We start from the raw sequence: 24356 nt of genomic DNA on the forward strand, positions 1-24356 counted from the left end.
TATCATAAAGGCATATTCCAGACGTTCACGAATCGCTTCGTCAGGGAAATGGTTGGCAGCATCCTGGTTGAAGATGGAGCTTAATTCTTTGTCGCTTATCATATCGTTTTTCATACCATTCTTTTTAAAGTAACGACTTGTTTGCCAGTTTTTTTGTTAATTCAATACGCGCATAATACAACCTCGATTTAATGGTGCCGACCGGCAATTCCAGTACTTCCGAGATCTCCTTTAAACTAAAATTCTCCTTGTATTTGAGCAGTAATATGGCCTTCTGGTCTTCTGCCAGGTATTCAATTTCTGCAAATAATTGCGTAATGAGGTGCTCTTTTTTTAGTGTCTCCTCAAACGAATTTTCATCGGCCAGAAATTGGTCGGGATTTTCATCGTTATTGACAATCTTACGCACTTCGCGGTTGCGGTATTCGTTTTTACACATATTGTGCGCCACCGTAAAAATCCAGCTCGAAAATTTGTATCCGGGTTTGAACAATTCCGGTTTGTTAATGATCTTCAGAAAAAGGTCTTGCAGAAAGTCGTTGGCCACTTCTTTGTCGTTGCCCAGCATTCGAAAAAAGTAGTAGTACAGCCGCTGATTAAACCGTTCGTACAATTCCGAAAAAGCTGATTGATCGCCGTTTTTTATGGCTGCCATCAACTCTTCGTCAGTTAACCGGGCGATATTTTTCTTCCTAAAAATCACTTGCGTTTAAAAATAAGAAAAATCATTGATCCGTAGGCTGCGAGAATTAGAATTGGTGCGAGCGTTAGTCGCCTGAAACTAAACATAGCCACATTAAACTCGCCATCTACAGCTTCCGGCCCGGCCATTAATCCGAAGCCAAATATTAATAAGCTGATTAATAATCCGAGCAGAATATATTTTTTACGGTCAAAAATTTTCATCTTTATTCTTAATTATACCTTTACCAATCTGAACCTGATACATTCATGAATTTTCGTTATGAGAATGAAAAATATACAGAGAAAAGGTAAGCACAGGATTTTCAGGGCGTAAGAATAGTGTACTATTTTCAGGTCTGAAAAACCGAGCACTTTCTTTTATCACAATAGTTTTCATTCGGAATAGAATAATTTATGAATATATTAGGTTTATACACCCGAAAAATAAAAGGTTCAAAGTTTATGCAAAAAAAAGTTGAAGAGTTTAAACGCTTGCTGGATATAATGGACGAATTGCGCGAGAAATGTCCATGGGATAAAAAACAAACACTGGAGTCGTTGCGCAAGTTAACCATTGAGGAAACCTACGAATTAGGCGATGCCATTTTGAAAAACGATTTGCAGGAGATAAAAAAGGAGCTGGGCGACATTTTGTTGCACATTGTTTTTTATGCCAAAATTGGTGATGAAAAAGGGGCGTTCGATATTGGCGATGTGCTGGAAGGAATAAACGAAAAACTGGTTTACCGTCATCCGCATATTTTTGGCGATGTTGATGTTGATGGTTCGGCCGATAAAGTGGCTGAAAACTGGGAAGCTCTAAAATTGAAAGAGAAAGGTGGTAATAAACGCGTTTTGGAGGGTGTTCCGGCTGCCATGCCGGCGCTGGTAAAAGCCAACCGTATTCAGGAAAAAGTGCGGGGTGTTGGTTTCGATTGGGAATACAAAGAACAGGTTTGGGATAAAGTGAAAGAAGAAGTTGAGGAGTTGAGCGTTGAGATCAACAAAGCTGACAAGGATAAAATGGAAGCCGAATTTGGCGATTTGTTGTTTGCCGTTGTAAATGCTGCCCGTTTGTACGATATTGATCCGGAAGCAGCGCTGGAGCGCACCAATATTAAATTTATTAAACGCTTTAATTACCTCGAAAGTAAAACGCTGATGCAGGGAAAAAGTCTGCACGATATGAGTCTTGCTGAGATGGACGAGATTTGGGAAGAAGCTAAGAAGGAAGAATAAGTTTCAAGGCAAAAGTGAAAAGGAAAAGGGCAAAAAGCGAAAAAGGATTTTAGATTAATGAATTGGCAATAGGCAGGTGTTGCAGTAGGCAAATTATCAAATTTCTAACTCATCAATCAGCTTGAAGCTTCTTCATCAACCAGCTCATATTTTCCGCGAGTTTCCAGATGGTATTCATGCCCTCTTCATCCTGCAAAACATCGCCCTGGTTTTTACCAAAAGCAAAGTTCCAGTAGGTGGAGCCGGGCACGATCATCTGGTTGATCAGGAAAAAACGGTTTATGGTATCGAAAGTGGGCAAGGCACCACCACGACGAACCGAAATCACTCCCGCACCAACTTTTCGTTTTAGGAGGTGACCATTTCCTCGCGTAACATAACCGGCCACATCCATTAATGCTTTTATTTCGGTGGTTACATCGGCAAAATATACCGGGGTACCTAAAATAATACCGTCGGCTTCAATCATTTTTTCGATGCAAAGATTTAGCAGGTCGTTTTTAATGTGGCATTTACGGTCTTGAATTTCGCGGCATTTACCACAAGCAGTGCAGCCATGAACCGGTTTATTTCCAATCTGCACAACTTCGGTTTCTATTCCTTCCGCTTGAAAGATTTTAAACATTTCATCAATCAAAATCGATGTATTTCCGTTGCGTCTCGGGCTTCCGTTAAAGGCTACTACTTTCATGAATAAAAATGAGAAATTGTTAAACTGCCAAACTGTTAAATTGTGGAATTGTTAAATTGATTATTGTCCGAAAACGTAGGCGATAATGTTGGCGCCCATTTTTAGTGCTTTCTGGCGTAGGTCTTCCGGATCGTTGTGTACGTCGATATCTTCCCAGCCGTCGCCTAAATCGGTTTCGTAGGTGTAAAAGCAAACCAAGCGGTCGTCGACAAATAATCCAAATGCCTGCGGTTGTTTATTGTCGTGCTCGTGTATCTTCGGAATACCTTCGTTAAAATCAAATTTCTGATGAAAAATCTCGTGCGAAGAAGGTAACTCAACAAACTCCTGATCGGGGAAAACCTTTTTCATTTCGCGGCGGATATATTCATCGAGTCCGTAATTATCGTCGATATGCAAAAATCCACCGCCTTCGAGGTAAACACGCAAATTCATCGCATCGTTTTCTGATAAAATGATGTTGCCGTGCCCGGTTAAATGCACAAAGGGGAAATTAAACAGCTCGGGGCTGCCAATTTCAATGGTCGAAGGTTCGGGATTTATATTGGTATGCAGGTTTTCGTTGCAAAACTCGATGAGGTTCGGCAGGGCAGTGGGATCGGAATACCAGTCGCCGCCGCCATTGTATTTCAGCAAAGCGATTTTTACACTACTGCCCTGAGCGGCAGAGCCAAGTGTAAAAAGCAGTAATATGAATAGAAATGAAATTCGCATCAATTAAATTTTCCGAAAAATACGATTCCTCGTCGAGATGTAAAAATGTAACTAAATCAATTCAAAAGAAAAGTCAATATTAACTTTCCATTGTACCTTGCATGAGCAGGTTCAGCGCTTCATCAAAAGAGCCGGCTGCCGTAATTTCGCCCGAGTTCACAAAAAAGATTTCGTCCGCACTTTCGATCGTATTCAAACGATGAGCGATAATCACTTTTGTGGTAGAAGCAGGCAGGTTGCTGATAATGGCCTCAAGTTGTTTTTCGGTAACGGTATCGATATTGGCCGTTGCTTCATCAAGGATTAACAGCTCAGGTTTACGTAAAATAGCCCGCATAAAAGCGATCAACTGCTTTTGCCCCAAGCTGATTCCATCTCCGGTCATTTGGATCGGTGTTTCCAGGCCTCGGTCAAAACGTTGCAGCAAACTTCCCAATCCGGCTTCTTCAAGTGATTTTTCCAGTTCTTCATTACTCATCTCCTGCAAGGTTTCGTTTCCGTACAAAATATTTTCCCTGACATCGCCCGAGAAAAGAATCGGTTCCTGAAGAATTACGCCAATTTTAGCTGCTCTTTCGTGTGCTTCGTACGATTTTATATTGTGTCCATCGAGTAGTAATGTTCCTTTTGTTGCATCGTATAAACGGGCAATCAAGGAGGCAGTTGTTGTTTTTCCTCCTCCGGTTGGGCCGATAAAAGCATAAGTTTTTCCGCGCTCGAGCTTAAAGTTCACTTTGTGCAAGACTTCTTTTCCGTTCGGGTAGCTAAACGATACATCTTTAAAAGATACAAGCGATGGGCATGTTTGTGCCTCTTTTTCTTTCTTTACTTTAAGGTTGCTTTCAAGCGATAGTAAATATGAGATTCGATCCCACGCTGCCAGCGCCTGTTGAAAGTTGGCCCAAAGGATTGCCAGCTGACGTAAAGGATTGTAAAAGTTCGCCACGTAAGCAATAAAACTGATCAACAAACCTACGCTGAAATTTCCCTGGATAATAAGCCAGATACCCAATGCAAGCACGATCAATTGCCCAACGTTGGCCGCAAAAGTATAAACCGGGTTGAGCACATTATTTGCAATTCCGGCATACACCGAACGTTTGTAATTCTCCTCATTTACCTTCATAAACCGTTGTCGGAAAAAGTCGCGGCGATTAAAAGCAACTACCACTTTAAAATTGGCAAGGCTTTCCTGTATTTCTGCCGAAAGTTTTCCGAGACTCTCAAGACTGGCTTCGTTTTTACGGCGAATCCACGGAGAAATTATTCTTGTAAAAATTAACAAAACAAGGGCAGGGGAAAGTGCTGCCAAACCCAAAGGCAGGTTAATGGTCAGAAGCAGAATTCCTGCGCCGGTCATGGTGATAATACCGCCAATAAAACGCATCAACGATTGCGAAAAGAATTCGTTTACTTTTTGTGTATCGTTATTGATGCGCGAAATCAGATCGCCTGATTTATTTTGGTTGAAAAAGTCGAGCGGCAATTCCTGCAATTTATTAAATACTGAGTTGCGAAGACTGTACAACATGCGTTGTCCGATGCCGCCCATCATTATCATTTGTGCGTAGTTCACGAAAAAAGCGACCACGTACATAAGAAGCAAAATACCTGCAAAAAGCAGTACTCCGTGGTAATCTTTGTTTTGTACGTAGTTGTCGATGGTGTATCCGATAACGTAGGTGCCGGCCAGCGTTAAGGCTGCATTCAGCGAAATTGCACCAAAGGCAACAATAAGGTTGCGTCGCTCACCACTAATAATGGCAACCAGTTTTTTTAGCGATGCCAGGAATGGAAGTTTCTTTTCCGTTTGTTGCGATTTTTTATCCAGATTATAATTCATAGTGGTTGGTGCTTTTTTGTGAATTGTAAATCTGAATGTATTCCGGCGAATGGTCTTTCAGGTAGTCATGTTTTCCTGAGGCAACAATTTCACCTTCCATTAGCAGAATAATCTGATCAAAATTTTTAACCGGCGCAATTTTTTGTGTCACCGAAACCAGAGTCAGGTCTGGGTAATTTTTATGAATATTGGCAAGAATTTTATCCTCGGTTTTCCGGTCAACACGCGAAGTGAAATCGTCGAGCAGCAATACTTTTGGATTTAGTGCCAGTGCACGCGCCAGCATAATACGCTGTTTCTGACCTCCCGACAAGCTGGTTCCCCGCTCAGAAGCAATGGTCTCAAGTTTATCAGGCAGTGAATTGGTAAACTCCAGCAGCTCGGCCGTTTCAATCGCCTTTTGCATATCTTCTTCCGAAACTTTGTCGTTAAAAGCCACGTTTTCCTTCAGGCTCAAATTAAAAATTACATTATCCTGAAAAACAAAAGCTACCTGCCGGTTTAGTACCTCGCTGGCATAATCTTTTGCCTCTACATTGTCGATTGTAATTTTGCCCGATTCAGGCGGAATTAGATTGGTTAGCAGGTACAGTAACTGACTTTTTCCGGCTGCTGTTGGACCGATAATCGCCGTTTTACTTCCTGCTTTTATTTCTAACGAAATATCCTTTAGCACCGGTTTTTTATCGTAACTGAGTTTTATATTTTCGAGCTTAATATTTCCTTCAATTGCCGAAGTAATGGTTCCACGGTCTTTAGGTGGATCAGCATCCAAAACCTGCATTATTCTGTTGTGTGAAGCGGTTGCCGAAGCGATAATGTTGCTCATAAAACCAATCATCATAACCGGGAAAATCAACATCACAACATAACTGTTAAACGCCGCAAAATTACCCAGCGAAAGCGATCCGATAACAACATAATGGCCTCCGAGTGCCAGAATGATTACAATTGCGAGGCTGGCAACAAAGGTGACGATTGGAATAAGCGCTGAAAAAAGGCGCACAATCGCAAGCCCCAAATCACGCGACTCAACATTTTTTTCTGCAAACTTGAGAATTTCTGCTTGTTGCGAATTTAAAACCCGTATAAGTGCAGAGCCTAAAATACTTTCGTTAATCACCCGGTTGAGGGCGTCGATAACTTCCCGGCTTCTTTTAAACAGCACTTTTACTTTTTTGAATACAATATAAAACGCCACGGACAGAATAGGCACGATGGTGAGTACTGCCAGCGCCAGTTCCCAATTAATGGAAATGAGCAGAACCGCAACACCCACAATTACAAATAACGACGAAATGATGGATACAAATGCCTGCGAGACAAACATTTTTACCGAATCCATATCTGATGTCATGTTGGTAAGAAGTTTCGAAGGATTAGCTTTTAACACAAACGAATAGCTCTGTTGCGAAATTTTATCGGCCAGTTTGTTACGCAAATCCTTGGCAACTTTTTCGGCAGCCAAAGTTTGAATTACACCCTGCAAAAAGGTAAACAGAAATATTCCGAATGCAGCGATCATAAATTCGGTAATCACCGTTGTCGCATCAAATTCGTTAGCAGTAAATGAGTCGATACCACGGGCAATGATCCGCGGAATAAACAGGTTGATTCCACTTCCGGCCAAAGCCATTAAGGTTAAGCTTGTCACCAATAATTTGTAGGGGCCAAGCACACGGAATAAACCTCCCCGTGGTTTAGCGTTTGTTTTATTATCTGGTGTTTTGCGCATGGTTTAAAAATGTGGTGCAAATCTACCCAATAATAACCTTTTATGGCCAAAATAGATTAACGGATACCAATTAATTTCGAAAAGTTTATGTGTAGTTGTTGTAATGTGCAAGCAATCAAAAAGTTTCGGTAATAGTGAATGTGAGTTATACTTAAAACAAAATACAATTCCAGTGATAAAACTTAATCCCGGTATCTTTTTTAGCTTTTATCGTTGCACGGGTAAATTACATTTTTGTATCGGTGCGTTGGCTTGGGATATCCCGGTTTGAGGAATTTCCAGGCTTTGGTTTTTACGTCAATATTATCGCCAGCGGTACGTTTTAAAACCTTTTTAATTAACTCATCCAAGATTTCCGGAGTGATTTCGGCGCGGGCATTAATGGTGAGTTGAGCAAAGTCTGAATTGCCAACTTCTCCCCGAATGGAAAGTGTTTCAGAAGATCCGGTAATGTTGCCTGTGATGTATTCCTGTTCGATTTCGAGAAGGACTTTAATGTGTCCTACTCCAAGTTGCATTTTATCAATTTGTGTAGCTAAGTCATTTAAAAAGTCTGTAACAAATTTATTCCAGTTTGTTTTGACTCCTTTTAGTGTAACCGTCCCGTTTAACCAGCCCAAAACAGCTTCTCCTTCGGCATAAGTATCGTAATCAATTTCAAGTATCCGTTGCCCGATGGAAGTGCTCGTTTCAAGCAGTTTTAACCATTCTTTTATTCCTTCTCCTGTTTTTGAACTAACTGCAAGAACGGTTGCAAAAGGATAAGTAGCTTCAACTTTCTCTTTTAGCGCATCCAGTTCTTTCTTGTCTAAAAGATCGGCTTTTGAAATTAGTATGAAATCGCTTTCTTCCAGCTGCTTTTTGAAAATGTAGACCGCACTTGGATGTAACCCCGCCGTTCCGCCATCTAAAATATCAGCCAGACGAAGCGGATCGGCAAGTACACTCAGCGGCGAAATCACCAGATCTTTATTAAAGTTTTCCTTCAGTGGTTGCATCAGGGTGGCCGATAAATCAGTGCAACTACCAACCGGCTCGGCAATAATTATATCGGCTCGTGCTTCTTGTTTAACTTGTAAAACGGAATCAGTGAATCCTTTGAAATTGCAGCAAAAACAGCTTCCGCTAACTTCGGCAACATTAACCTGTGTGCGCAGTAAAAATGAGGTGTCAACCAATTCAGAAGCCTGATCGTTGGTTACCAAACCCACTCGTTTTCCATCTTCCATTAAAAGCTGGGTGGCTTTAAAAAGCAAGGTGGTTTTGCCTGCTCCCAAAAATCCTCCCGCTAAAATTAAACGTGTTGTATCTTTCATTTCACTGGCTTTGTTTCACCTGTAAGTTTAACAAATTTGAAATGAAAAGTTCTTAGCTGAGATAAATAAGAGGTTTAAACCGATGAATAGTCTTGCCTTTTTGTTCGAATGATATAACTTGATTGAGTTGTTGCACTAAAATGAAAATGTGGATTCAACAGCAATTGCCGATGAATCCACATTTTTATATTTACTGAGATTTATTCGTAACGTAAAGCTTCCACCGGATTGCGTGTCGCAGCCTTGTAACTCTGAATAGAAACGGTTAGTACCGCAATGGCTATTGAAAGAATACCTGCCAGTGCAAAAATCCACCAATGAAGTTCAGTTTGATAGGCAAAATTTTGCAGCCAGCTATTCATTACATACCAGGCCAGTGGCGAGGCAATTATAAACGAGATGAGTACCCATTTTATAAAATCTTTGTTTAGCATGGCCAGAATTTGAGAAACTTTTGAACCGTTTACTTTGCGAATGCCAATTTCTTTTCTTTTACGTTCGATGGCAAATACCGACAGCCCGAACAATCCAATACATGCTATAAATATGGCAATAAACGAGAAATAGCGGAACAGCCCTGAAATCCTCTCTTCAGAGTTGTACATTTGTTGTAACCGTTGATCAAAAAAGCCAAGCTCGATATTCGAATCAGGGATTATGGTTTTCCAACTCTCCTTTATTTCAGCAATTGTCTGACTAAAATTTTCCGGTCGAATCCTGAAGATCAGTACATCCGGATTGTCTCGAAGTGGTGTTATTACCATTGGTTCGATGCCAGACCGTAACGATTCAAAATGAAAATCTTTCGCCACCCCAACTATCCTTGCTCTGTCGCTACCGTTTCTTCCAAAATACTTTTCAATAGGCTCGGTCATTTTCATACGGCGTATTGCTTCCTGATTCAGGATCACTTCTGTTGCATAATTTCTGTCTTCATCCTCCACCAAATCAGTGGCAGGCGAAAAACTTTGTCCTTCAGCCAGTGTAATTCCAAGCGTTTCAAAATATTCGCGGTCAACATGCATCTCACAAATTAAGACTTTGTTTTCCGGATCTTTCCCTTGCCAGTCGTAACCCCACGATGAATTTCCGCCCCAAAATGGAAGTTTGTCGGCTTTGGTTATGTTGGCCACACCACTTATGTTCCTGAATGTAGAAGTCAGAGCTTCGTGTTTGGTTTTTGTGGCCTGGTCAAGGTTGATATAAACCAGGTTGTCGCGGTTGTATCCGAGGTCGTAATTGTTAATGAATTTTAGCTGCGAATTCACTGCAATGGTGCAGATTATAAGAATTATAGAAAGCGTAAACTGAACAACCACCAACAGGCTTCTGAAACTGACTCGATTGGAGCTTTTTCGTGCAGCTTTTTTTAATACTCGTGCCGGTGCAAACGATGATATGTACAACGAAGGATAGGCCACCGATAAGATGAGTGTTGTTAATATCATGGCAGCCAGCATTATAATCAGGTATTTGTTACCCAATAACAACAGGCTGATTTGTTTGTCGGATACCTGACCAAAAAGTGGTGTAAAAGCCAGTACCAAAGCTGCTCCAAGTACAATACTAATGATAATCATTAAACCTTTTTCGTGGAAAAACTGTGAGGTGAGATTTGCTTTTGTAGCACCCAGTACTTTGCGGATTCCAACCTCGGGCCGACGTGTTTCTGAGCTGGCAGTAGAAGAATTTACAAAGTTGATGGAAGCAATAAGTACGATAATAATTGCAATGGCCAAAAACTGGTAAATGTATTGTATGCGGTTGTTTTCTCCAGAGAAAGTATACAAATGTCGTTTGGCATAAGGGAACAGATAAATGGAGGTATTTTCCTGTCCTTTTTCTTTCAGAAAACCGGTAAGTTTACTTTCCAATTCATTTGCGTCGGTGCCTTTGGTAAGCAGCAGGCAGGTAAATGGCCAGTTGTTTCCCCAGCGGGTGAGATCGGCTCCCAGTTGTTCGGCCAGTTTTACCGATGCCAAAATATCAAATTGTGTTGATGAGTGTTCTTTTGGATAGTCGATAATTGCTCCAACGGTTAAGGTATAATTGCCGTAAATGGTCAATGGTTTGCCAATTGCCGATTCATTGGGAAAGAATAACTGGGCAATTTTAGGCGTAATCAATATTTTGTCGGGAGCCTCAATTGCATTTAGTTCTCCTTCAATTAAATCGAAAGAAAATATATTCATAAACTCTTTGTCGGCCAGCGTGAGGCTAATGTCTTTATACTCGGTGGTTTCGTATTTTACAGGCAATCCGCCAAGATTGGTAAATGTGGTTGCATTTTCAATTTCGGGGTAAGTCTGTTTTAATTCGTTCGACAGCGGGAAAGGTGTACATCCGGTGTGCAGGTCCTGTCCGTCGGAATAAACCTGGTGCTCGTAAACCTGGTACATTTGAGCAAGGTTGTCGTTAAATTTGTCGTAACTCAATTCGTCAACCACCCAAAAAAGTATGAGTGTAGTAACGGCAATTCCAATGGCTACACCGCCAATATTTAAAAATGAAAAGAATTTATTTTTCAGGATGTTTCTCCATCCCAATTTAAGGTTGCGTTTAAATTCTGACATGGTTTTTTGATTTTAAGATTTAGCGCTCAACGTACTTGAAATAGGGTTGAGTCGTGTTTGTTTTTAGGCTAAGGGCTTAAAGCAAAATTTCTCCCAGTTCTTTTTTAACTTCCTGGGTAATTACCATACCATCGAATAGATTTATTACGCGATGAGCATATTCCGAATCGCGAAGCGAGTGTGTTACCATAACAATGGTTGTTCCTTCCTGATTGAGTTCGGTGAGCAATTGCATGACTTCCAAACCATTTTTTGAATCGAGGTTTCCGGTTGGCTCATCGGCCAGAATAAGTTTTGGATTGGCTACCACCGCACGGGCAATTGCAACACGTTGTTGCTGACCACCTGAAAGTTGCTGCGGGAAATGTTTTTTTCGGTGACCGATTTTCATACGTTCCAACACTTCCTCAACACGCTCTTTGCGTTCTTTAGCTTTCATTTTTAAATAAATAAGCGGAAGTTCAACGTTTTCGAAAACAGTTAATTCGTCAATTAGGTTAAAACTCTGAAATACAAATCCGATGTTTCCTTTCCGAAGCATTGTTCGGTTACGTTCTTTCAGTTGTCCCACCTCCTCATTATCAAAAAAATAGTTTCCTGATGTTGGATTGTCGAGAAGACCAATAATATTCAGCAGCGTTGATTTGCCACAGCCTGATGGCCCCATAATGGCTACAAATTCGCCTGTTTTAACATGTACGTTTACATTGTTTAAGGCGCTGGTTTCAATCTCGTCGGTTCTGAAAACTTTGGATAGGTCGTTTGTCTTAATCATTGTTTCTGGCTTTTGTTCGTTATAAAAATTGTTTTGATTTTTTATAAGACGACATAAAAAGCCAATCGTTACAGTTGACCTGTAAAAAGCAGTTCAAGCCACACGCATTTTTGCTAAAATGGATTGGGCTGAGACTGAGCGAATTCCCTATTCCTGAGGAGTAAGTGGTCTTGTGGGATCGTTACGTTCGGCCAGGTTAAAATACTGAAAAGCCTGAAATGTAAACGGAACAATAAGTACAATGGTGGTAATTACCGATGAGATGCCATTTAATACCCAATACCAGTTTGGATAATCGGCAGGATTGGTTATTTCATTAGAGAAAAGTGAAGGCGAAACACCCATAATCATGGCCGGAATGGACAGCACCAAACCAACCACGTAAAAAATAATAACGCCAACAATATTTAGCAGTAGCGTATTCCACCAGTTTGTATTTACCAATCGCCACGAACGGCTTAGCGCATCGCTAATTCCTTTCTTTTCGAAAATGAGAATAAAGACTGCCAGCGAAAATGTATTGGCAAAATACAATCCGGGAATAAGACACATCATGGCACCAAAAAATACGATAATCGCAAAAATGAAACTGGCTCCGAGGGCCAGCAAACTATTGGCAAAAAACTTCGGGCTAATATCTGTAAGCTGAAAATTCCCTTTTCCGTGTTTGATATAGGCTTCAAGGTAGCTATAGAAAGTGCCAACCAATAGCGACTGAACAAAAAGCCCAAAAAACATAAACATAAACAGGTTCAGGTAAAACGGCCCGATGTCGGCCATAAGACTTTCCGGATTGGTAAGGTCGAACTTGCTTAACACATTACGCTGAAAATAAACCTGTGCACCGGCATATAAAATTACAAATGGCAGTACGTAGATGCCTATCATACGAAGCAGTGGTTTTGCTTCTTGTTTTAAAAAATCGAATGAATCGGAAATAATAACACCAACATCACGCTGTTTGCGAAAACGGATTTCTGTCTGCTCCATGAAATAATAAGGCTTTATTCAAATGTCTTAATATCGATTTGATATTTGTTGCGCTCGCTCGAACTTCTTGAAACCAGTTCGCCAAGGAATCCTGCCAGGAAAAACTGAGCTCCGATAATCATCGATGTTAAAGCAATATAAAAATACGGACTGTCGGTAATTAAATGCCCTGATATTCCCTGGTTCAGTTGAATAATTTTCTGAACACCAAGGTAACCTGCCGATGCAAAACCAATTAGAAATATAAGTGCGCCCAAAATGCCAAAAAAGTGCATTGGGCGTTTTACAAATCGCGATATAAATGTTACCGAGAGTAAATCGAGCGGGCCACGAACAAATCGCTCTAATCCAAATTTGGTTACCCCGTATTTGCGTTCGGCATGAACCACCACTTTTTCACCTATTTTTTTGTAACCGGCCCATTTGGCTAAAACAGGTATATAGCGGTGCATTTCGCCGTAAACCTCAACACTTTTTATTACATTTTTTCGGTAAGCTTTTAACCCGCAGTTCATGTCGTGCAGTTTTATACCTGTCATTCGTCTAACCGTCCAGTTGTATAATTTACTGGGCAGGTTTTTGGTGAGAACCGGGTCGAAACGTTTTTTCTTCCAGCCCGAAACAAGGTCGAAACCATCCTCTTTAATCATCCGGTATAATTCCGGAATTTCATCGGGACTGTCCTGCAGGTCGGCATCCATGGTAATTACCACATCGCCCTGAACAGCCTCGAAACCGCAATACAGCGCAGCCGACTTTCCATAGTTACGTCTGAACTTAATTCCTTTTACACACGGATTTTCTTTTTGAAGTTGTTCAACCAATTCCCATGAATTGTCGCGGCTACCATCATCTATCATCATAATTTCATAAGAGAAATTATTTTCCTCCATTACCTTCTTAATCCACGCCGCCAACTCAGGGAGCGACTCTTCTTCATTAAACAGGGGAATAACTACGGAAATATCCATTAAAACCTCTTTTGTAAATTATTAATATGAATCTTCAACTTTCTTTTTTGCAATAGCAGCAACAATCAACGAAATAATTGCTCCGCCAATCAAACCAGATAATACGGTTTGACGAATTGTTTTTGCAATTGTAGGAACATCTTCAAAACGTTCGAGTGTTTGTTCTATAGCTGCATCCGGAACGCCACGGCTTTCCATGTATTCCAATGTTTTTTGCTGAAGTGTTGCATACAGATTCTCGATATAATCCGGCGCAATAAACGAGTGAAAGATAAAATTATATACTACCAGAATAATAGTCGACACAACGCTTACCAATAACGCGAATTTAAATGCTTCGCTAAAACTGATGTAACCTTCAAATTCTTTGTTGCGGTAATTTTTGGTGAAAACCAGCATCACAACAAACGAAATTACCAGCGAAATAACACCGATAATTGCAGAACCAAAGATTCCCATTGATTCCATAAGACCACCGGCCCAAATAACAACACTTATAAAAATGGAAATTAAAGCGGCGTAAATACCATAGGTTAACGACGATTTTAATAAAGGAGAAGATTTTTGTTCCATGATGTTTGTTTTTATTATAGGTTCGACAAATATAAATGATTTTTTGTAGCATCTGCGTAAAACTATGTATAGTTGCACATCGGTTTTATGGCTTGCTTTATTCACATAATTTCTGAAAATGTTTGGCATGCCCCTTACGACGTAAAAAAATGCTCAAAAAAATTCATTCTGTTGTATTTCATTTTCAATCTGATAAGTATTTAATCGACGTTTAAAATTACGTGATAGAATGATTTTGTTTGGCGGAAGAACAAAATTTTCTACTTTTGTCGCCGGGTAAGTCCTGTGCGACCAGCTCCTGCTGAATCCCCCCAGGGTCGGAAGGCAGCAAGGGTAGGCGGTTGAGCGGTGCGACACAGGTAGCTTACCCACTTTTTTCGAAAAGAAAAAGCGTTCAAAAAAGTGGTGAAAAGTTTAAAAAAGGTATTGCAGAATTAAAAATTAATTCTTTCCTTTGCACCCGCTGATTTGAAACAGCAACGTTCTAACAAAAGATTGAAATAATAAGCCGAATTAGCTCAGTTGGCCAGAGCACGTGATTTGTAATCTCGGGGTCCCCAGTTCGAATCTGGGATTCGGCTCATTTTAAAATACTTTGGGAAGATACCGAAGCGGTCAAACGGGGCAGACTGTAAATCTGTTGGCTCAGCCTTCGTAGGTTCGAATCCTGCTCTTCCCACTAAGGGAATAACTAACTAGTTGTTCCCTTTTTTTATGGTTTTCTATCTTTTGCAGACGCTGGTTTAAAACAGCAACGTTCTAAAAAAATAATGAAATATATTAAGCCGAATTAGCTCAGTTGGCCAGAGCACGTGATTTGTAATCTCGGGGTCCCCAGTTCGAATCTGGGATTCGGCTCATTTTAAAATACTTTGGGAAGATACCGAAGCGGTCAAACGGGGCAGACTGTAAATCTGTTGGCTCAGCCTTCGTAGGTTCGAATCCTGCTCTTCCCACCAAGAAAAAGCTCGTCATTTTATGACGGGTTTTTTTCGTTTTATAACTTACCGTATCCGATAAACTTCTTTGTAGATTTCTTTGGCCCTCTGCTTATACTGTGTATCAAGACTTCTATTTCCACGCTCACGATATTCTGCGTCCAACTTTAAAATTTGCTCCATAAAACTACGATCTTGCCTCGATAAGGGGAATTCAAACTTAGAACTGGGAGCGGAAGGAGTTGTAACAGTTACGTTTTCATTTATCCGTTTTAATGCTACAATTTCGTTCTCTTTAGTGTTTAATGTTGCCTGAATTCTTTCGTTTTCCTGTTTAAGGCTAACTATTTGTTGCTGCATTTGGCTGACATTAACGTTGCCGCTTTCATTTATAACGGTTTGTAACTGTGTAACCTGGTTTTCAAGGTGGTTTCGTTCGTTTAAGATTATTTCTTTGCTTTGTTCAACTTCTTGAATTTGAGATCGTAACTCCGCAACAAGCTGCTCATTTTCTTCCTGCATAATCTGATATTCTCGTTGTAGCTCATTCGGTTCCGTGCTGGTTGCTCCGTCTGCAACAAAACTGTTCCCGAAACTATTTGTATTGTATACATAGGTTGCCGTTAATCCAACCACACCAACAATTGTAAGAACGGCACTTATCCTTCGGAATTCTTTTGAAAGCACCATTAAAATCAGGACAAAAACAGCTACTGATCCTGTGGCAAATATTGCCATGTTTTCACTCTTGAATTTTAAGGTGGTATTATCTGTTGCTTTATCGAACAACACCCAGGTAATTACGAGCGCAATTGACACCAGTATTACCAATACGATAGCTGAACGGATGGATTTGGGAAGTTTTTCCCAGGCACTTTTACGGGGCATGACTTTTCGATTTAATGGTTCTGTAACGTCACTTAATGCTATTCAAGTTACTCCAAAATCGCTAGAAATACAAGATGTGCCGGTCTATTTCAAATCTACTCTAATGTATTAGACCTTTATAATTAACCTGTTGGTTACAAGAAATATCGAGGTTTTAGTCAGTTCATTTGATCAAGTATCATAGGTCAGAATCTGCTTGTTTCATTGTTTGGAATAGCTGAAAAGTTGTTCCCTATTAATTCATAAATCCGATGGCGATTCCCGACATTTATATTTCAACTTTAAACCTTTTTTTGTTTTAACGATCCAACTGCCTAAACCGTAATTCTTTAGAACATAAGTTTATCTGAGATAAAATCTTTCTGTTTATCTATAAAATAGTCTGATTTATCTATTCCGTTTATCTGTCCGTGATGTTTGTATTAACTTTCTTAACAGGATACTAGTAGTGCAACTAAACAAATATTATACTAAAATTACCAAAAATGAGACGACTAAAATTCTGTGAACGGATAAGTCTTCTGCTTATCTTGCTTTTGAGTCTGAACTGTGTTGTAACAGCACAAAATCCTCCGCAATTAACAAAAACGAATATCAAAAAGGTGGTTTCGGCCATGACATTGGAAGAAAAGGCCAGTGTTGTTGTTGGTGCCGGAATGAATTTCGGACCGCCACCTTCGAGCCAGAATAATAATCAGGGAGCACCTGGCGGAACACCTCCTCCGGGAGGGAATGCAGATGCTCCGGGTGCTCCTGCAGGACCAGGTGGACCGGTAGTGGGTGATACCAAAACTTTGGTAAGTGGGGCTGCCGGTACCACACATGGTGTTGAGCGACTTGGTATTAACCCGACTGTTGTCTCTGACGGACCTGCCGGAATTCGTATCAATCCAACACGTCCGAACGATGACAACACATATTACTGTACCGCTTTCCCGGTGGGAACGCTTTTGGCTTCTACCTGGAATACTGAACTGGTGAGTCAGGTTGGAATGGCAATGGGTGACGAGTTATTGGAATACGGCATTGATATTCTTCTTGGGCCGGGAATGAACATTCAACGAAATCCGTTGTGTGGTAGAAACTTCGAATATTACTCGGAAGATCCTTATGTAACCGGAAAAATTGCTGCTGCCATGGTAAACGGAATCCAGTCGAAAGGAGTGGGGGCCTGCATTAAACATTATGTAGTAAACAATGCCGAAACTAACCGTAATACATTAAATGTTATTGCCGGTCAGCGTGCTTTACGGGAAATTTATCTGGAGGGCTGGCGTATTGCAGTTACCGAGTCTCAACCCTGGACGGTGATGTCTTCTTATAACTTATTGAACGGAACTTATACTTCCGAAGAATACGATCTTCTTACTTCGGTTTTGCGAAACGATTTTGGATTTGAAGGTTATGTAATGACCGACTGGATGGGAGGAAAAGATCCGGTCGCACAAATGAAAGCCGGAAACGACCTGCTGATGCCCGGAAACCAAGGGCAACAGGATGCAATTATTAAAGCAGTTAAAGAAGGTGCATTGGATGAGAAAGTTCTTGATCAAAACGTAGAACGTATCCTGAACATCGTTGTGAAAGGGCCTCGTTTTAATGGTTATGACTATTCGAATAAACCCGATCTGAAAGCCAATGCAAAGGTAACCCGCCAAAGTGCTACCGAAGGAATGGTGTTGCTAAAAAATGACAATTCAACCTTACCTTTTGCAAAAGAAGTCAAAAACCTGGCTGTTTTTGGAAATACTTCATACGATATTATTAGTGGAGGAACTGGAAGTGGAGATGTAAACGAAGCTTACAGTGTTTCGCTAGTTGAAGGATTGCAGAATGTAGGTTACTCCGTTAACGGCAATCTGCAAACGATGTACGATGCCTATACAAAGGCAGTAAAAGACGGTCAGCCTAAACGTAGAATGTTTATGTTTGGTGGTCAGGAGCCAACTCCCGAGATTCTTGTTAATCCGAAATTGGCGAAGAGTCTAGCCGAAGTTGCTGATGCAGCTATCATTACAATTGGAAGAAATTCAGGTGAAGGTAGCGACAGAAAAGCGGAGGCCGGTGATTTTAATTTAACCGGTGAAGAGTTGGAAATGATTAACAATGTGAGTGCAGCTTTTAAGGCAAAAGATAAAAAGGTAGTAGTTATCTTAAACGTTGGTGGTGCAGTTGAGACAGCAAGTTGGAAAGCGATTCCGGATGCCATTTTGCTGGCGTGGCAGGGTGGACAGGAAACCGGAAATTCAATTGCTGATATTTTGAGTGGTGCTGCCAATCCATCAGGAAAACTGGCGGTTACTTTCCCAAAAAGTTATGCTGATGTTCCTACTTCAGAAACCTTCCCCGGTAAAGAATTACCTTCGGATGAACCGGAAGACGGAAGAAGAGGATTTATGCGTGGACGACCTGCTGAAGATACTTATACCGACGGTATTTATGTGGGCTACCGTTACTATGAAACCTTTGATGTTGAGCCTTCATACGAATTTGGCTACGGACTTTCGTACACCAATTTTGAGTACAGCGGACTGAAGCTTAGTTCAACCAAATTCAGTAAGAATATTACTGTAACAGTGGATGTGAAAAATGCAGGAGACATTGCAGGAAAAGAGGTCGTTCAATTGTACCTGAGTGCACCGAACGGTAAAATGGACAAGCCGGCTGAAGAACTAAAAGGTTTTGCCAAAACAGCTTTGTTACAACCCGGAGAATCTGAAACACTTTCGTTTGTAATCGATGCGCAAAACCTGGCTTCGTTTGATGTATCCCGGTCGGCGTGGGTAGCTGAAGCTGGAGATTATAAAGTTAAAATTGGTGCTTCTTCACGTGATATTAAAGTAACTGCAGATTTTAGCCTTGCTAAAGAAAAAGTAGTTAATAAAGAGTCGAACGTATTGGCTCCCCCTGTGAAGATTGATGAGTTATCGCAGAAATAATATTTTCAATATTATATTCATAACAGGATTTATACTTAAACACTTACACTTAATTGTGTAAGTGTTTTTTTTTGTTTACAAACTCATACTAATCAGGAATGTAGCAGCAAATGCGATAATTGCATACAATTCCGGGAATACAGCCAGTACCATGGTTTTTCCAAAAATATCGTGCCCCGATCCTATTCCGGCGATACCGTTTGATGTAACACCTCCCTGGTTTAGTGCAGAGAAAAATCCAACAAATCCCAGTGTTAAACCCGCGGCCATAATTGCAACACCTTGCAACATCGTCATTTCGGGAGTAATTATTCCCTGACTGTTAATGACAAAAAATCCGGCAAAACCATATAATCCCTGCGTTCCGGGCAAGGCACTCAGTAGAAGGTAGCTACCAAACTTGTCGGGTTTCTTCTTCAGAGCGCCAACTGTGGCATTACCTCCTTTTGAGACACCAACAGCACTTCCAATTCCTGAAAAAATGAGCATTATAGCTAAACCTATGTAGGCTAAAATAACTGCAGTTGTCATAATCGTAGTTGTTTAAAGTTTATTATTTTATTTCTTTCTAATTCATCGTTCATCTTTAATCATTCATCCATATTTCTCTGTCCTTCCAAACGGTTTGTATTCTTCGCCGCCGCCTTTAAAACCTGCATTTTTATAGAACTCCACAAACGTTAAGCGCATGGGGTGTACAAACGAGCCAAGCGACGAAATAAGAATGTTTAATGTATGGCCCAATAAAAGGAAGATGACAAAAAATACGGGGCCTAAAATCTTCGACGATCCAAGAATTTGTAGGCCAATATCGTTGATTACGAAACCCAAAATAGCACTCGATAACCCGAGTGCAAACAAGCGGATGTACGAAAGCAGGTCGCCAAAAATGCCGGTAACTGTTGAGTATACATCCCAAATTCCTTTGCCGATTCGTGCAAAAACATTTACACCCGGATCGCTGAAAAAGAGAATAAAAAATCCTCCCAGCGCTAGTGTTGCGTATAAGATTGTTTTGTTTTTCGGAATAATTTCAGCTCCCGAAAGAAACGTGTATGTCAGGCTGCCGATAATTATAATCAGCCAACCATAAGTTGCAAGGGCGTAGCTAAAACCGTATTGTTTGGTTTGATTGGCAGCTTTTATAAATAGTCCGAAAATGATTTGAATACCGCCCAGTATAAGCGAGAGACTGAACATTTTATCCGGATTAAGGAACAGGTGCCGCACCTGTTCTGTTAATGCAAATTCTGTTTCGATGAGGTTGATGCCGAAGAATGTCCCGGATATGGCTCCGAACAAAATGGTAGCCACACCTAAGATCTGAATCAGGTTTATGTATGGTTTAATTTCAGCTTTGGCCCTTAGTTTATACAGACCGCCGCCAACTAAAAAAAGTAAACCATAACCGGCATCGCCTAAACAGAAACCAAAGAACAGCATAAAAAACGGTGCGAAAAATACGGTTAAGTCGAGCTCTGCATAATCGGGTAGTGAGAACATGGAGCCAATAGGTTCGAAAAGTTTGCTGTAACGATTGTTTCGTAGCAGCACCGGAATTTTATCATCGGGTTTAGCTTTTCGCGAGAAATATAGGGCATCGCTGTCGTTCAAAAACTTGTTTACTGTAAGTGTTTTTGAATGCGGGACCCAGCCTTCAAGAAGCATTAATTTATTTTCTGCCTTTCTATAGGTGCTTTGCAGAACATGGTCGAATTGTAAAGTGCGAATCAGCTTTGTTTTTTCTTCTTTTAACAGGATAATGGAGTTGTTGGCATAACTGTCGAAAGTTTTGAAAATCGCTTTTATTCGTTCATCCGTTTTTTCGATCTCTTCTTGAATCTCGGAGTAGGGACGTGGTGGAAGTTCTACCTGTTCAGCCTCAATGTCAATAGTTTGCTCTTGCTGTTGAATGTAAACGAAAAGTACCTGGTTACCAGATTCAGAAATGCCTAAAACAGGCAGGTTCTTTTGTTCAAATTCGTTGAATTTCTTTCTGCTTGTATTAAAAAAATGAAGTTGAACTCGCCCGGTTTTAAGTTGTTCGATTAATTCCGGAGAATATTCTCCCCAAGGCAGGGCTTTTTGAGCTGCTTTATTTAATGCTTCCAACTTGCCTTCCAGTTTTTCCAGCTCTTTTTGTTTATCCGTAATATCATCAAGTATTTCCCGGGCAGTAAAATCAATTCTTTTTTCTGGGGCGTCGCTCTCCCTTTGCTGAAGAAAATTAATCACACGTTCGTATTCACACAGCTCTGCATATTTTTGTTTGGTTTCGTTGGAGTCATCAACATTCCGTTCGGCAATATGTACTACACCCAATCTGCTTAGTTCGATCAGAAAATCCTGATATTCCCGGTGAAATACCAGAAATGTGTATTTTAACATTGGAACAATCATACTGCCACTGCTTTTTGTTTTTGTTGCCGCTTTTTTACAATTTTTTGAGCCGATTTTGAAAGGTTCTCTTCGTCTTCCAGAAATCGTTTAATCTTTCGGATAGCATCTTCGTAACCCGGTATTTGTACTTTTTCGTAGAGATTTACCTTCTGTGTCGTTTTTTTTCTGGCCTGATCGAGCAGGGCCATTTTGCGCACATAAAACTCACGTTCGGTAACAATATTGGCCAGCTCTTTTACAAATGAAATCCCTTCCGGAAACCAGTCAGGCTTTGAAAAAAGACTAAATTCTTTTTCGTCAAAGACGATTTCTTTCATCACAGGAATGGACACTCCTGCAATCTTTCGGCTTGAAATACAAATGTTCCCGATCTTTATCAGTTCGGGTAAAAATTCATTCCACAAACCGGCAGAGAGTTCCTGTCCGCTGATCTTAATATTTAATTGCTCTTCAAGATCAAGGCTTTGGTCCTTGGCTTTTTTCACTTCCAAACGTAAGGCAGCCTCCTTGTTTTTTAAGGTGGGAAGTGCCTTTTGCCTGATCTTCAGTTGTTTGTTCAGGTTGTGAAGGGCTGTTTTATTATATTGAAATTTGATAGCCACTTGCTCGTTTAAATTTTTACACCGGGAAAATCAGAATTGGAACATTTGTAACACTCACCAGTGTTAAAACCAGGTCGGAGTGGAACAATTTGTATAATCCTGAACGTTTAATTTTCGAGAGCGAAATAATGTCGATATCTTTTTCGGTAACAAATTCCTGTATCCCATGCACAATCTCTTTGCTTTCAAAAAGCTCGCACCTGATACGGTGTTCGCAATATTCTTTTTCGAGCATGGCATTTAATTCTTTAACTTTTTCTTCGTGTTGCGGATCATCATTCAGGTCCACATGAACACAAAAGATTTTCTTTTTAAAGGGCTGTAAAATCTTAAGTAACTTGTCGAGCGATGAATTATCGGCATCGTAAAAATTGGTTGAATACAATACATTTATTTGCTCTTTTCCTTTAAAAACAGCAGACAGCGGAACTGCCAAAACCGGATTTTGTGTTTGTTCAATTACCTTTATCAGGGTTGTTCCATGAAACTCGCCATCCGTTTTTTTCTCCGGTTTGGTGCCCATCAAAATTAAGTCAGGAACATAACGTTTGCAGGCTGCCGTAATAACGTTAACCGGTGCGCCTTTTAGCATTCGGTAGTGTAACTTAACGGCTTTGAAAATTTCAGGAGGAACCTGTTTTTTTAGCTCCTTGCTAAAGTTTACCAGTTTAAGCTGCGCCTTTTCGTGGGCTTCCTTTAGTTCCATTTTAACATGTTTTTGCCACGATGCGGTATGGCGATTGGGTTCATTAAAATTAGGGTCAGGGTAAACGTATAATACCTTGATCTCCGCATTTTCCCGTAAGGCTAAGCCAATCGCATATTTGCACAAGTCGATGCAGTCTTCGCTAAGTTTAACCGGAAGCAGAATTTTTTTCAGGCTGGTAAAACTTACATCGTCTTTAACTTTGTCAAGATCGTATTCTTTGTGTAGCTGCAAAAGTCTGACAATGGCTTTTTCCGATTGTTTGGCTTTTACTTTTAGTAGCACTTCATCAGGATTATAGCGTTCACCGGGAGTGGTTCCCTCGTTGGTGAAAAATACCTCAATCCCTTGTTCCTCAAGCTTGTCCTTTACAAAAGTCCCCAGCTCAGGTGTCGAAATCCTCAGGATTGTAACTAATTGATTCTCCATAACAACTCCATTTAATGTTCTTTATTTTTAATTCCATATTTCTCAACCAACTGGGCTTTTATACCCGTTTCGGCATGCGAGAAATATTTATCGAATAGTCGCCAGGCAGTATCAATCATTGTATCTATTTCAATGTTGATATCGATAGCAAGCAATTCGTTGGCATAGTCTTTAGCAAAACTCATGGTACGTTTGTCGTAATCGGTCAGATCAAAACCGTTCTCGATTTTGGTTTTGGCGTTGGCGGCATCGGCGTATAATCGGATGGCGGCATTCATCACCTGCGGATGATCTTCGCGTGTTTTTTTGCCAATAACCAGTTGTTTTAAGCGCGATAAACTTCTGAACGGATCAATGATCACTTTTCCGATATCCGTTTCTTTACGGAGGAAAAGCTGGCCTTCGGTGATGTATCCCGTGTTATCAGGAATTGCGTGTGTTATGTCGCCACCCGAAAGTGTGGTAACAGCAATAATTGTAATTGAACCTCCATCGGGAAACTGTACCGCTTTTTCGTACAATTTGGCCAGATCGCTGTACAACGATCCCGGCATGCTGTCTTTCGAAGGAATCTGGTCCATCCGGTTCGAAACGATACTCAATGCATCGGCATACAAGGTCATATCGGTTAATAGTACCAGCACGTTTTGATTTTTTTCTACGGCAAAATACTCGGCAGCCGACAGCGCCATGTCGGGAACCAGCAAACGTTCAACTGGTGGGTCTTCGGTAGTGTTTACAAAACTTATGATTCGGTCGATGGCACCGGCATTTTCAAAAAGGTTTTTAAAGAACAGATAATCGTCGTTGGTTATGCCCATTCCGCCCAGTATAATTTTGTCGGCCTTGGCACGTAGTGCAACCATTGCCATTACCTGGTTATAAGGTTGATCGGGATCGGCAAAAAACGGTATTTTCTGACCGGTTACCAGGGTATTGTTCAGGTCGATACCGGCAATTCCCGTTGCAATCAACTCCGAAGGTTGTTTCCTGCGAACAGGATTTACCGACGGGCCGCCTATCTCAATTAGTTTCCCGTCTACTTCTGGGCCTCCGTCAATTGGATGACCGTAAGCATTAAAAAAACGGCCGGCCAGTTCGTCTCCAACAGCGAGTTGCGGAGCATGGCCAAGAAAAACAACTTCGGCGTTGGTAGGTATTCCTTCCGTGCCCGAAAAAACCTGTAGTGTTACCAGGTTGCCTTCGATTTTAACCACCTGCGCCAATCGGTCGTTCACCAATGCCATTTCTTCGTTGCCAACGCCCGAAGCTTTTAACGAGCAGGTCGCTTTTGTAATCTGATCGATTTTGGTATGTATTTTCTGAAAAGCTGTAGTTTCCATTCTTCTC

General features: G+C 40.8%; 20 protein-coding genes, 4 tRNA genes and 1 other RNA gene. 7 read left to right on the plus strand and 18 right to left on the minus strand.

From position 1 onward, the window contains the following. Positions 1 to 124: 124 nt before the first annotated feature. Together SLH46_RS07800 and SLH46_RS07805 are read right to left on the minus strand one after the other, a co-directional pair. On the minus strand, positions 125 to 703 hold the full coding sequence (locus SLH46_RS07800; protein WP_320280610.1) for an RNA polymerase sigma factor: 579 nt from the start codon (positions 701 to 703) through the stop codon (positions 125 to 127). After that, entirely contained in the window at positions 700 to 906 is a 207-nt protein-coding gene (locus SLH46_RS07805) for a DUF3098 domain-containing protein (RefSeq protein ID WP_320280611.1), read from the minus strand. Before SLH46_RS07805 ends, SLH46_RS07800 begins: the two co-directional genes overlap by 4 nt. Before the next feature lie 240 nt (positions 907 to 1146). Here SLH46_RS07805 and mazG point away from each other — a divergent pair, with 240 nt between their 5' ends. After that, entirely contained in the window at positions 1147 to 1923 is a 777-nt protein-coding gene (gene mazG, locus SLH46_RS07810; RefSeq protein ID WP_320280612.1) for a nucleoside triphosphate pyrophosphohydrolase, read from the plus strand. 112 nt (positions 1924 to 2035) lie between these two features. On the opposite strand, the gene SLH46_RS07815 is transcribed toward mazG, so the two are convergent. The 10 genes from SLH46_RS07815 to SLH46_RS07860 all read right to left on the minus strand — a co-directional run bounded on the left by SLH46_RS07815 (position 2036) and on the right by SLH46_RS07860 (position 14104). Continuing rightward, positions 2036 to 2614, minus strand: coding sequence for a flavodoxin family protein (locus tag SLH46_RS07815; RefSeq protein WP_320280613.1), 579 nt, complete (start codon positions 2612 to 2614; stop codon positions 2036 to 2038). Between the two features lie 60 nt (positions 2615 to 2674). Continuing rightward, positions 2675 to 3328 carry a DUF4159 domain-containing protein gene (locus SLH46_RS07820; protein WP_320280614.1) on the minus strand — a complete coding sequence of 218 codons (654 nt, stop codon included), beginning with the start codon at positions 3326 to 3328 and terminating at the stop codon, positions 2675 to 2677. Positions 3329 to 3407: 79 nt separating this feature from the next. Further along, complete coding sequence (locus SLH46_RS07825; RefSeq protein WP_320280615.1) at positions 3408 to 5171, minus strand: ABC transporter ATP-binding protein; 1764 nt, start codon at positions 5169 to 5171, stop codon at positions 3408 to 3410. After that, positions 5161 to 6906: an ABC transporter ATP-binding protein gene (locus SLH46_RS07830; RefSeq protein WP_320280616.1), complete on the minus strand. Its 1746-nt coding sequence runs from the start codon at positions 6904 to 6906 to the stop codon at positions 5161 to 5163. The genes SLH46_RS07825 and SLH46_RS07830 overlap by 11 nt, the downstream gene beginning before the upstream one ends. A gap of 200 nt (positions 6907 to 7106) precedes the next feature. After that, on the minus strand, positions 7107 to 8222 hold the full coding sequence (locus tag SLH46_RS07835) for a GTP-binding protein (RefSeq protein ID WP_320280617.1): 1116 nt from the start codon (positions 8220 to 8222) through the stop codon (positions 7107 to 7109). Between the two features lie 200 nt (positions 8223 to 8422). Further along, a complete protein-coding gene (locus SLH46_RS07840) occupies positions 8423 to 10795 on the minus strand; it encodes an ABC transporter permease (protein WP_320280618.1) in 2373 nt (790 codons plus the stop codon). A 76-nt stretch (positions 10796 to 10871) separates the two neighbouring features. Continuing rightward, positions 10872 to 11570 carry an ABC transporter ATP-binding protein gene (locus SLH46_RS07845; RefSeq protein ID WP_320280619.1) on the minus strand — a complete coding sequence of 233 codons (699 nt, stop codon included), beginning with the start codon at positions 11568 to 11570 and terminating at the stop codon, positions 10872 to 10874. A 147-nt stretch (positions 11571 to 11717) separates the two neighbouring features. Beyond that, a complete protein-coding gene (locus SLH46_RS07850; protein WP_320280620.1) occupies positions 11718 to 12560 on the minus strand; it encodes a hypothetical protein in 843 nt (280 codons plus the stop codon). Between the two features lie 14 nt (positions 12561 to 12574). Then, complete coding sequence (locus SLH46_RS07855; RefSeq protein WP_320280621.1) at positions 12575 to 13531, minus strand: glycosyltransferase family 2 protein; 957 nt, start codon at positions 13529 to 13531, stop codon at positions 12575 to 12577. Between the two features lie 21 nt (positions 13532 to 13552). Beyond that, entirely contained in the window at positions 13553 to 14104 is a 552-nt protein-coding gene (locus SLH46_RS07860) for a DUF4199 domain-containing protein (RefSeq protein WP_320280622.1), read from the minus strand. Between the two features lie 274 nt (positions 14105 to 14378). Between SLH46_RS07860 and ffs the strand changes: the two genes are divergently transcribed. From ffs to SLH46_RS07885, 5 genes are all read left to right on the plus strand, one after another. After that, positions 14379 to 14477, plus strand: an RNA gene (gene ffs, locus SLH46_RS07865) — signal recognition particle sRNA small type. Between the two features lie 134 nt (positions 14478 to 14611). Continuing rightward, positions 14612 to 14685: transfer RNA gene (locus SLH46_RS07870), tRNA-Thr, on the plus strand. Between the two features lie 16 nt (positions 14686 to 14701). After that, positions 14702 to 14783, plus strand: a tRNA-Tyr gene (locus SLH46_RS07875). A 105-nt stretch (positions 14784 to 14888) separates the two neighbouring features. Further along, positions 14889 to 14962, plus strand: a tRNA-Thr gene (locus SLH46_RS07880). A 16-nt stretch (positions 14963 to 14978) separates the two neighbouring features. Continuing rightward, positions 14979 to 15063: transfer RNA gene (locus SLH46_RS07885), tRNA-Tyr, on the plus strand. Between the two features lie 45 nt (positions 15064 to 15108). Here SLH46_RS07885 and SLH46_RS07890 read toward each other — a convergent pair. After that, entirely contained in the window at positions 15109 to 15930 is an 822-nt protein-coding gene (locus tag SLH46_RS07890; RefSeq protein WP_320280623.1) for a hypothetical protein, read from the minus strand. Between the two features lie 485 nt (positions 15931 to 16415). Here SLH46_RS07890 and SLH46_RS07895 point away from each other — a divergent pair, with 485 nt between their 5' ends. Further along, complete coding sequence (locus SLH46_RS07895) at positions 16416 to 18869, plus strand: beta-glucosidase (protein ID WP_320280624.1); 2454 nt, start codon at positions 16416 to 16418, stop codon at positions 18867 to 18869. Between the two features lie 75 nt (positions 18870 to 18944). On the opposite strand, the gene SLH46_RS07900 is transcribed toward SLH46_RS07895, so the two are convergent. From SLH46_RS07900 to SLH46_RS07920, 5 genes are all read right to left on the minus strand, one after another. Next, positions 18945 to 19400, minus strand: coding sequence for a V-type ATP synthase subunit K (locus SLH46_RS07900; RefSeq protein WP_320280625.1), 456 nt, complete (start codon positions 19398 to 19400; stop codon positions 18945 to 18947). Between the two features lie 63 nt (positions 19401 to 19463). Further along, positions 19464 to 21269 (minus strand): V-type ATP synthase subunit I, encoded by a 1806-nt coding sequence (locus SLH46_RS07905; protein ID WP_320280626.1) that lies wholly within the window; start codon positions 21267 to 21269, stop codon positions 19464 to 19466. Continuing rightward, positions 21266 to 21871: a V-type ATP synthase subunit D gene (locus SLH46_RS07910; protein WP_320280627.1), complete on the minus strand. Its 606-nt coding sequence runs from the start codon at positions 21869 to 21871 to the stop codon at positions 21266 to 21268. Before SLH46_RS07910 ends, SLH46_RS07905 begins: the two co-directional genes overlap by 4 nt. A 16-nt stretch (positions 21872 to 21887) precedes the next feature. Then, complete coding sequence (locus SLH46_RS07915) at positions 21888 to 23006, minus strand: universal stress protein (RefSeq protein WP_320280628.1); 1119 nt, start codon at positions 23004 to 23006, stop codon at positions 21888 to 21890. 11 nt (positions 23007 to 23017) lie between these two features. Beyond that, positions 23018 to 24349 (minus strand): V-type ATP synthase subunit B, encoded by a 1332-nt coding sequence (locus SLH46_RS07920; protein ID WP_320280629.1) that lies wholly within the window; start codon positions 24347 to 24349, stop codon positions 23018 to 23020. Positions 24350 to 24356: the final 7 nt, after the last annotated feature.

This window comes from Draconibacterium sp. IB214405 (assembly GCF_033963885.1).
In the GTDB taxonomy this organism is placed as follows: domain Bacteria; phylum Bacteroidota; class Bacteroidia; order Bacteroidales; family Prolixibacteraceae; genus Draconibacterium.

Bases quoted from the DNA above. Each gene is read 5' to 3' on its own strand.
- SLH46_RS07805 (WP_320280611.1), bottom strand. From the start codon at position 906: ATGAAAATTTTTGACCGTAAAAAATATATTCTGCTCGGATTATTAATC.
- mazG (WP_320280612.1), top strand. From the start codon at position 1,147: ATGCAAAAAAAAGTTGAAGAGTTTAAACGCTTGCTGGATATAATGGAC.
- SLH46_RS07815 (WP_320280613.1), bottom strand. From the start codon at position 2,614: ATGAAAGTAGTAGCCTTTAACGGAAGCCCGAGACGCAACGGAAATACA.
- SLH46_RS07820 (WP_320280614.1), bottom strand. From the start codon at position 3,328: ATGCGAATTTCATTTCTATTCATATTACTGCTTTTTACACTTGGCTCT.
- SLH46_RS07825 (WP_320280615.1), bottom strand. From the start codon at position 5,171: ATGAATTATAATCTGGATAAAAAATCGCAACAAACGGAAAAGAAACTT.
- SLH46_RS07830 (WP_320280616.1), bottom strand. From the start codon at position 6,906: ATGCGCAAAACACCAGATAATAAAACAAACGCTAAACCACGGGGAGGT.
- SLH46_RS07835 (WP_320280617.1), bottom strand. From the start codon at position 8,222: ATGAAAGATACAACACGTTTAATTTTAGCGGGAGGATTTTTGGGAGCA.
- SLH46_RS07840 (WP_320280618.1), bottom strand. From the start codon at position 10,795: ATGTCAGAATTTAAACGCAACCTTAAATTGGGATGGAGAAACATCCTG.
- SLH46_RS07845 (WP_320280619.1), bottom strand. From the start codon at position 11,570: ATGATTAAGACAAACGACCTATCCAAAGTTTTCAGAACCGACGAGATT.
- SLH46_RS07850 (WP_320280620.1), bottom strand. From the start codon at position 12,560: ATGGAGCAGACAGAAATCCGTTTTCGCAAACAGCGTGATGTTGGTGTT.
- SLH46_RS07855 (WP_320280621.1), bottom strand. From the start codon at position 13,531: ATGGATATTTCCGTAGTTATTCCCCTGTTTAATGAAGAAGAGTCGCTC.
- SLH46_RS07860 (WP_320280622.1), bottom strand. From the start codon at position 14,104: ATGGAACAAAAATCTTCTCCTTTATTAAAATCGTCGTTAACCTATGGT.
- SLH46_RS07890 (WP_320280623.1), bottom strand. From the start codon at position 15,930: ATGCCCCGTAAAAGTGCCTGGGAAAAACTTCCCAAATCCATCCGTTCA.
- SLH46_RS07895 (WP_320280624.1), top strand. From the start codon at position 16,416: ATGAGACGACTAAAATTCTGTGAACGGATAAGTCTTCTGCTTATCTTG.
- SLH46_RS07900 (WP_320280625.1), bottom strand. From the start codon at position 19,400: ATGACAACTGCAGTTATTTTAGCCTACATAGGTTTAGCTATAATGCTC.
- SLH46_RS07905 (WP_320280626.1), bottom strand. From the start codon at position 21,269: ATGATTGTTCCAATGTTAAAATACACATTTCTGGTATTTCACCGGGAA.
- SLH46_RS07915 (WP_320280628.1), bottom strand. From the start codon at position 23,006: ATGGAGAATCAATTAGTTACAATCCTGAGGATTTCGACACCTGAGCTG.
- SLH46_RS07920 (WP_320280629.1), bottom strand. From the start codon at position 24,349: ATGGAAACTACAGCTTTTCAGAAAATACATACCAAAATCGATCAGATT.